Origin of the sequence: Acinetobacter sp. 22323 (assembly GCF_052044895.1) — a bacterium.
Taxonomy (GTDB): Bacteria; Pseudomonadota; Gammaproteobacteria; order Pseudomonadales; family Moraxellaceae; genus Acinetobacter; species Acinetobacter schindleri.
The window spans coordinates 144,782-154,196 of the sequence record NZ_JBQEOL010000006.1; the positions used below are offsets into that span (position 1 = coordinate 144,782).

The following is a 9,415-nucleotide window of genomic DNA, read 5'->3' on the forward strand; positions in this document are numbered from 1 at the left end:
ATATTGTAACCAAGTACACACAGGTTCACGTCAGGAATGGTGAAGTTTTGCCATAGCGATTTTTAAAATGATGTTTTTGGTCAATTGATGTAAGGATTTTTAGCCTAATTCTGATGTTTTTGGCACATGCGCTTAAAAATCATGCAAATATTGAAATTTTTTGTGACATTTAAAATAAAAAGTGCCGGCTTTACATAGTAAAACAGGCACTTATCGAAACCACAACCACTTAACTGTCCGAGATTTTTAAACCCGATAGCCATGAACGTAAGGAAGCAGGCTTCAGCGGTTTTTTCAGCAGCACAATATTCAGTTCCTTAAGCTGCTGTGGCAGTTCAGGATCAGAATCCGCAGTGATCAAGGCAACCGGTACATTTGGCTTACGATTATCTACGATAAAGTCCAGACCGCGTTGGTCATGATTCAAATGCTGATCCACCAGCCAGACCTGAATATTTTCCTGTTCAATCATTTCCTGTGCCTGTTCAGGCTCTGTAGCTTTAAATACCTGATATCCCCATTTGGTCAGCAAGGTCGACATACCTTCCAGAATGGTTTCATCATTGTCCAGACATAGCACTTTAAAGGCTTTGGATTTCAGCGGTACCGCCTGCACTGGAGCTGCCACAACTTTTGGTGCCTCAGTGAGCGGTACTTCAATCATGAAGCAGGAGCCTTTGCCATATTCAGAGTAGACGTGTACCGGATAGTCCAGCATGCTGGTCATACGCTGCACAATCGCCAGACCCAGCCCCAAACCTTGTTCACCCCATGGAGAGGTATGACCACAGCGCTCAAATTCCTGGAACAGTTTGATCCGCTGTTCTTCGGCAATACCCGGTCCGGTATCCCATACGCCAATACGGATATGATTCGGTTTGCTGCTGGAGCGCAGTACACCCACAATCACTTTACCGCTGGCAGTATAACGGAGTGCATTGCTGACAAAGTTCTGGATAATCCGGCGAATCCATTGTGGATCAGTATCAATCCAGAACTGCGCATCATGCACACTGAACTTGATGCCACGCTGTGCTGCGATGGATTTAAACTGTAATTCCAGATCGCTGAGCAGATCATGCAATGGATAGGCTTGACGCTTCGGCTGAATCGTTCCACCTTCCAGACGGGCAATATCCAGCAGGGCAGAGAGCATGCTTTCTGCACCATACAAGGCACGGTCCAGCTGCTGTAAGGTCTTGCGATCTTCTTCACTTTGCACACTTTGTTCCAGTGCCGTACTGAACAGACGTGCTGCATGCATCGGCTGTAACAGGTCATGACTAGCTGCTGCAATAAAGCGGCTTTTGGACATATTCGCCTTGTCTGCCTGTTCACGAGCCAGTTGCTGTTCGGACAAGGCATCCGCAAGCTGCTGGGTACGATCACGCACACGTGCTTCCAGTACGGCTTCATTTTCACGGAAGGCGGTAATATCCGCAAAGGTCGTAACAAAGCCACCGCCTTCAATCGGATTGCCACGCATCTGAATCACGCGGCCATCTTTACGGATCCGCTCGAATTCATGTGCACTACCGACCTGCATCCAGTGAATCCGTTTACGCACATGCTCTTCGACCGAACCCGGCCCACATTCACCGCGCTCGGCGTTATAACGAATCAGGTCAGCGATCGGGCAACCAACATAGACAATATCTTTTGGATAATCAAACAGCTTCAGATACTGGTTGTTCCAGGCTACCAGGCACATGTTTTCATCGACGACACTGACACCTTGGGTCATATGGTCGATCATGGTCATGATCAGGTTCTGGTTAAAGCGCTGCCACTGGGAAGCTTGGTCAAGAATATTGGCGACCTGACCAAGAGCCAGACCGTTATTTACCATCGCAGTGGTCAATAAGGTACGCGCTGAGGCAGCACCGATTGTGCCAGCCAGATATTGCTCGGTAAAGCGCCACCACATGCCATTGGCACTGCTATTTTCATTCAGCTCGACATTATTCTGGGTACAGAACTGCTTGAACGCACGCGTGGTAGGTTCTTCACCGGTAATGCGTTTGGCCAGGGTAATCAGGTCACCGACTTTTAAACGGGCCACATCCTGATGGGAATAGCTCACCTCAGTGGTTGGGCTCTGTGAAGGAAGTGGCTTTGTTTCATAATAGAAGAAACTTTCCGCCTGAATCTGCTCTGCCACACTTGGGCGGAAGATGCGTGACACCCAAATGTAAAGCAGTAAATTGAGACCGAGTGACCACACCACACCATGAGTCAAGGAATCAAAGGATTCAAAACCCAGTAATGCTTCAGGACGAAGCCAGTTGAGCGCCAGTGGGCCATAATTGAGAAAGTCGTGGCTAAACTGCTGATATGTTTCGGGCAGGCTACGCAGAATGGTCGGGAACAGTAAGGTATAAGCCCACAAAGCAAAACCGGTCAGCAAGCCGGCATAGACACCCTGTTTACTGCCACCCCGCCAGTACAGACCACCAATCAGGGCAGGGGCAAACTGTGCCACCGCACTAAAGGCCAGCAGACCGAAGATAGAAAGCTGATCAATATCATTAAAGAAATTGAAGAACAGGAAGCCCATCAGCATTACAGCTAAGATAGAGATGCGTCGGGTAAATTTCAGTACCAGTGGCAGACGTTTGTCATGGCGTGAAATCAGATTAGAACGCCACAGCGCCGGCATGATCAAGTCATTACTCAGCATGATCGATAAGGCAACGGAAGACACCAATAACATCCCGGTGGATGCCGAGAATCCTCCGAGGAAGGCTAATAGGGTCAGCCAGTCCTGGTTATAGCTCAGAGGCAAAGACAGTACTGCTACATCTGGAATCGCCAGATAATGTGGTGCCGCATGTAGTGCCCAACTGGCAATTGGAATGATCGCGATGGTAGTCAGAATCAGATAAACTGCAAACCAGCGGCGGGCGCCACGGATATGCTTTTCATCACGCAGTTCAACCACGGCCACGTGGAACTGACGCGGCAAACAGATAATCGCCAATGCCGCGAGTAAAGTTTGTACCCAGAAACTTTCTGGCACGCCAAACAGTTGCACTTCATGGAAGGTGGTTTTGATATCGCCCGTAATCTGCGACAAATTTTCTGGTGCAGCAAACATGAAGAAACCAGCAACTGCCAGTAATGCAAACAGCTTAACGAAAGATTCAAAGGCGACTGCCAGCATCAGGCCGCCATGCTGTTCAGTATTGGCAATCTGCCGGGTACCAAACATCATCGCCAGAATCGCCAGAATACCGGTCAGGAACAGCACGCCATTGGTCGTGCCTGTTACCCCTGCGGAAGGTTCCAGAATCACGGATGCACTTAGGGCAATCGCACGCAATTGCAAGGCCAGATAGGGAATAATCGCAATGACTGCCAGAATGGTGACCAGTGAAGCCAGTGGTCCACTTTTACCATAACGTGCCGCGACAAAATCTGCGATCGAGGAAATGGCATGGTGCTGACGTACTCGTCCCAACCGGCGCCAGATGTCATAACCAATCGCGACAAAAAGCAGTGGGCCGAGGTAGATAGGCAGGAAAATAATCCCTTCACGTACTGCAGCACCTGTTGCTCCATAAAAGGTCCAGGAAGAGCAGTAGACACCTAAAGTTAAGCTAAACAATAGCATGCGTCCACGAGTGCTGAGACGACTGGCGTGTTTCTCCCCGAAAAATGCACAAACAAAGAGTAATGCGATATAGAGGGTGAGCACCCCTATGATGAGCCAACTGTTCATATTGCCTGAAGTGTACTGAGCATGCGGCTATAATACAGCATCATGAACGCAGGCGTTCAAATTGCTTATTTTTTAACGACCAAAGTCTAAATTACAACCACCTATAAAGCTTGTTAATTTGCACAGGTGATAATTCGAATTAAAAAATGGATGCCTAAGGTTGGGCATAGCAAGGAGAATATTTATGGATGAGAGACAAGTAGAACAGATTCTACAAAATCCCAAATTCAAGGAAATGGTCGCCAAAAAAAGTCGTCTTAGCTGGACACTTACGGCAATCATGTTGTTTGTATACGTGGGTTTCATGCTCTTGGTTGGTTATAACAAAGAATTTCTAATGAGTTCTGTTTCTGGCGGTGTGACGACTTGGGGGATTCCATTAGGACTTGGCATTATCGTATTGTCTTTTGTTTTATGTGGTGTGTATTCCTACATTGCCAATAACCAACTTGATCAACTGAACGAAGAAGCAATGCGCGAAGTTGAAGCAATCACTCATGAAAAAGGGCTGCACTAAGATGAAATGGAATTCATTTAAAGCACTTGCGGCATCAACATTATTGATGTCTGGTATGGCAGTTGCAGGACCTGATTTAGGTGCAGCTGAACAACAAGCCACGAATTGGCACGCGATTATCATGTTCGTGATTTTCGTAGGCGCAACGCTTTTCATTACCAAATGGGCAGCAAAACAAACCACCAGTACCAATGATTTCTATACTGCGGGTGGCGGGATATCAGGTTTTCAGAATGGTCTGGCAATTGCCGGTGACTTTATGTCAGCAGCATCCTTCCTGGGTATTTCCGCAATGGTATTCTTGTCAGGTTTTGACGGCTTACTATATTCTCTAGGCTTTATGGTGGGTTGGCCGATTGTATTGTTCCTGGTGGCAGAACGTCTGCGTAACCTGGGTAAATTCAACTTGTCAGATGTCGTCTCTTTCCGTTTACAGGAAAAACCGGTGCGTACTTTGGCTGCATTAAGCTCCTTGGTTGTAGTAGCGTTCTACCTGATTGCACAAATGGTGGGTGCAGGTCAGCTGATCAAGCTTCTATTCGGTCTGAACTATAACATTGCAGTTGTTATTGTTGGTTTACTGATGATGGCTTACGTGATGTTTGGTGGCATGTTGGCAACGACTTGGGTACAGATCATCAAGGCCGTAATGCTGTTATCTGGTGCGACCTTCATGGCTTTCATGGTGATGAAAGGCGTGGGCTTCAGTTTTACCAATATGTTTGAACAGGCGATTGGTGTCTATTCAAAAGTGCATGATTTGAGCTTGGCTGATGCAACCAAAATCATGGGTCCTGGTAGCTTGGCGTCTAACCCGGTTGATGCAATCTCTCTTGGTCTTGCCTTGATGTTTGGTACAGCAGGTCTGCCACATATCCTGATGCGCTTCTTCACAGTAAAAGATGCTAAAGAAGCACGTAAATCGGTAGTCGTGGCGACAGGCTTTATTGGTTATTTTTACCTGTTAACCTTCATCATCGGTTTCGGTGCGATTCTATATGTATCGAATAACCCGCAATTCCTAGATGTAGCGAAAATGGCTATGACTGGCAAACTAGAGCTGGTTGGTGGTAACAACATGGCTGCAGTTCACTTGTCTGATGCTGTTGGCGGTGACTTGTTCATGGGCTTCATCTCGGCAGTAGCATTCGCAACAATTCTTGCTGTAGTTGCTGGTTTGACCTTGTCTGGCGCTTCAGCAATCTCACACGACTTGTATGCTAACGTATTTAAGAAAGGTCAAACCACACCTGAATCTGAACTGCGTATGTCTAAAATTGCGACTTTAGGTCTTGCAATCTTTGCCATGATTTTGGGTATCCTGTTCGAGAAGCAAAACGTTGCCTTCATGGTTGGTCTAGCTTTCTCTGTGGCTGCATGTGCAAACTTCCCGGTACTTGTACTTTCCATGTTCTGGAAAGGCTTGACCACTCGTGGTGCGGTGATTGGTGGTATCGTTGGTCTGGTGACTGCGGTGGTACTGATCGTACTGTCTAAAGCAGTTTGGGTAGATACATTGGGTATTTCTGATACACCAATTAATCCATACAATGGTCCTGCATTATTTGCGATGCCTTTAGCATTCTTCTTCTGCTGGTTGTTCTCTGTGACAGATAACTCTGCACAAGCACAAGCGGAACGCAAAGCATTCGATGCACAGTTTGTACGTTCACAAACAGGTATTGGTATCTCAGGTGCCTCTGATCACTAAGATGATTTGATCACCTATAAAAAGTCCCGCAAGGGACTTTTTTATTGCCTGTAGATGCCAACGCTCATGAAGAAGTTCATTTTTTCTGTCTCTTTATTACATAGCTGGATTTTTAAATTTTGGAAAAAATAGAAGATCAAGTCTTTTCTATGACATGTTACGAGAAGAACACAGGAGTACAACCAAGCGAATAAGAACAATAACTTATCATTTTACTTAAGTTTCGATATGTGATCGAAATACATTTTTTTATTCAGGTTTTTTTGAGTAATGTATGTGGGACCGATCTGGTCTGATTAATAAAAAGCAAAAATGGAGTGGATATGTCTTCCAGAACCACATCCTGGTATTCCAATGTGAATCCTCGTGTGTTTTTAACAACTGTCATCATCATTGGACTATTTCTTTTAATGGTGGTCCTGGCACCTAATTCGTTTGAACTGATGACGCAGCAACTGAACCAGTGGGTGACGACCTCTTTTAGCTGGTTCTATGTACTCTCTGTTGCAATTTTCCTGATTCTGCTGATTTTTATTGCACTATCGGACATGGGCAGGATTAAGCTTGGTCCGGACCATAGTATGCCGGATTATAACAATACCTCCTGGTTTGCCATGCTGTTTACTGCCGGCATGGGCATTGGGCTGATGTTCTTCGGTGTTGCTGAACCGGTAATGCACTATGTCACTCCGCCATCGGGTGAACCGGAAACTATTCAGGCGGCACAGCAGGCCATGCGTGTAACTTTCTTTCACTGGGGACTCCATGCCTGGGCGATCTATACACTGGTCGGATTATCCTTGGCTTATTTTGCCTATCGGCATCAGCTGCCCTTGAAAATCCGCTCTGCACTTTATCCTTTAATTGGCAAGCGAATTTACGGCCCGATCGGGGATGGTGTCGATATCTTCGCAACGATTGGAACCGTATTTGGTGTCGCTACCACTTTGGGTTTCGGGGTAACACAGATCAATTCTGGTCTGAACTATCTGTTTGGCATTGAGCAAAGTACTGGAGTACAAGTCATCCTGATTATTATTGTCAGTGCGATGGCTTCACTCTCGGTATTTTTTGGTCTGGATAAAGGGATTAAGCGCCTATCCGAACTGAATCTGGTTTTGGCTTTGGGACTATTACTTTTTGTCTTTCTGGCAGGACCGACTATTTATCTGCTGCAAACGACTATTCAAAACGTCGGACAGTATGTGTCTGGTCTATTCAGTATGACCTTTAATCTGTATGCCTATCAGCCTAATGGCTGGATTGGCGGATGGACCATTATGTACTGGGCCTGGTGGATTTCCTGGTCACCATTTGTCGGGATGTTCATTGCCCGGGTATCTCGAGGTCGAACGGTTCGCGAATTCATCGTGGGCGTTTTACTGATTCCAACCGGCTTTACCCTGATCTGGATGGGCTTTATGGGCAATGCTGCGCTTTACAGCATTTTGCATGAAGCGAATATTAACCTGATGCAGGCAGTACAGCGTGACTCATCTGTGGCACTGTTTGAATTTCTGCAGGGGATGCCTTTCTCGGCAGTGATGAGTGTAGTCGCCACATTCTTGGTGATGTTATTTTTCGTCACTTCGGCTGACTCTGGTGCACTGGTTACCGATTATCTGACTGCGAAATCTGATCAGTCTCCGACCTGGCAGCGTCTGTTCTGGACAGTGATCATGGCTTTACTGGCAATTGTGCTGTTATATGCAGGTGGCCTGGCTGCATTGCAATCGGCCACCATGTTGAGTGCTTTGCCTTTTACCTTGATCATGTTGGTGATTAGTTGGGGGCTGATCAAAGCACTGCGGCTGGAAGTCACCAAAATGCATGCATTACAAGAAGCCCGAATTACACCACGAGCAATTCATAATCCGCGTAGCTGGCAGCAGCGTTTGGGACTCATCATGCATTATGCTCATAATGAACAGGAAGTGACAGCGTATATCCAGTCGGAAGTCAGACAGGCATTTTTAAGTATTCAGAAAGAGTTTCAACGCCGTCATCATGCCGTCATCATTGATGAAATAGAGCAGGGACTTTGCTTACGAGTAGATCATCAGGATGAAGCGAATTTCGTTTATGCAGTGGTTGCACGCCAGATCTTGCCGCCAAGTTTTATGCCATCTCAGGGTGAAGATGCAGGACAATATTTTCAAGCTGAAGTCTTCCTCAATGAAGGTGGGCAAAACTATGATGTGATGGAATGGACCCGGGAAGATCTTTTGCAGGATATTTTGGATCAGTATGAACGGCATCTACACTTCTTGAGCAGGGTGCGCTAAGTGGTGCTGTCGCTTAATTAACCTAATAAACCGAATAAAAAAGGATGCATATTGTGTCCTTTTTTATTCGGTTTATCTTGAAATTTAACAAGGATATGATCCCTTAACTTATTTATAAATAATAAAAATTTCATTTATTCTTTAATAAAAATATAGATGATTAGCTCGTAAAAGGATGAAGGAAAAATCTATATGAATAAACTAAAAAATTAGATGTGATTTAACTGCTTATATTTTTAAATGAATACATCATTTTGATACAAAGCACTGCTCTGCATATGACATGATTACATGTTAAGTTTGAGCAGATAACAATAAAACTGCAGATTGTAGTGTCATGAAGAAGAAGGATTAGATGAAGCAAGCTTTGTTAATGTGCTGGACGACCTTTAAGCGCCTGCCTTCTGCATGGCTGCTTTGTCTGCAATTCATCATTCTGATCCTGTCAGTACTGAGCTATGAATACGCACCTTATCGGGCTGCAACTTGGGTACTAGGCGTATTGGTTTTACTGGTGATCGCCCGGGTCATTCGTCAAACTCCCGTATTTACCTTACTGGGATTAAGTTTCGTTGTTGGTGCGCTATTTTTTTCATCATTGGTTTTATTCGGGATGAAACAAGTCTGGGTCTTAATTACCGCCCATGCCTTTGAAGCATGTGCTTATTTTAGTGCATCCTATGGTTTATTGCGTTATATGTTTCATGACCGTTACCTGACCAAAGATGAATTATTTGCGGCAGGCGCAGCCTTTACTTTGATGGCTTGGGGTTTCGCTTTTCTTTATAGTATCTGTCAGTTATTGGTTCCCTATAGTTTTGCTGATCCAGATCTACAAGCTTATCAGCCCTGGTTAGATTTGCTGTTCTTGAGTTTTAGTGTGCAGTCCGCGACAGGATTGGCGGATACCATGCCAGTGAGTCCATTTGCCAGAATGCTCACCATGATCCAGATGTTCTTTGGCGTGATGTATCTGGCACTGATTGTCTCTCGACTGGTGGGGCTGCAATATATTTCTCATTTACCGCATAGAAAATCAGAGCAAGAAAAAAAGGACACATAAAGTGCATTGCTGTCCCACAATTTTTCACAAGAGGAAGCTCATTTGAGCTTCCTCTTGTTTTATGGGTATTTTATCGGGTGAAAATAAAGCTTTTAAAGTTCTTCTTTCAAACAAATTC

5 protein-coding genes are annotated in these 9,415 nt (G+C 45.3%); 4 read left to right on the top strand and 1 reads right to left on the bottom strand.

Features of this window, described 5'->3' with window-relative positions:
• Positions 1-229 precede the first annotated feature (229 nt).
• Positions 230-3,721, bottom strand: coding sequence for a hybrid sensor histidine kinase/response regulator (locus tag ACTJIX_RS06015; RefSeq protein ID WP_008305709.1), 3,492 nt, complete (start codon positions 3,719-3,721; stop codon positions 230-232).
• A 184-nt stretch (positions 3,722-3,905) separates the two neighbouring features.
• Between ACTJIX_RS06015 and ACTJIX_RS06020 the strand changes: the two genes are divergently transcribed.
• The 4 genes from ACTJIX_RS06020 to ACTJIX_RS06035 all read left to right on the top strand — a co-directional run bounded on the left by ACTJIX_RS06020 (position 3,906) and on the right by ACTJIX_RS06035 (position 9,297).
• A complete protein-coding gene (locus ACTJIX_RS06020) occupies positions 3,906-4,238 on the top strand; it encodes a DUF485 domain-containing protein (RefSeq protein ID WP_004813690.1) in 333 nt (110 codons plus the stop codon).
• 1 nt (position 4,239) lies between these two features.
• On the top strand, positions 4,240-5,949 hold the full coding sequence (locus tag ACTJIX_RS06025; RefSeq protein ID WP_004813688.1) for a cation acetate symporter: 1,710 nt from the start codon (positions 4,240-4,242) through the stop codon (positions 5,947-5,949).
• A gap of 323 nt (positions 5,950-6,272) precedes the next feature.
• Complete coding sequence (locus ACTJIX_RS06030) at positions 6,273-8,234, top strand: BCCT family transporter (protein WP_440611293.1); 1,962 nt, start codon at positions 6,273-6,275, stop codon at positions 8,232-8,234.
• Positions 8,235-8,589: 355 nt separating this feature from the next.
• Complete coding sequence (locus tag ACTJIX_RS06035) at positions 8,590-9,297, top strand: ion channel (protein WP_048882196.1); 708 nt, start codon at positions 8,590-8,592, stop codon at positions 9,295-9,297.
• Positions 9,298-9,415: the final 118 nt, after the last annotated feature.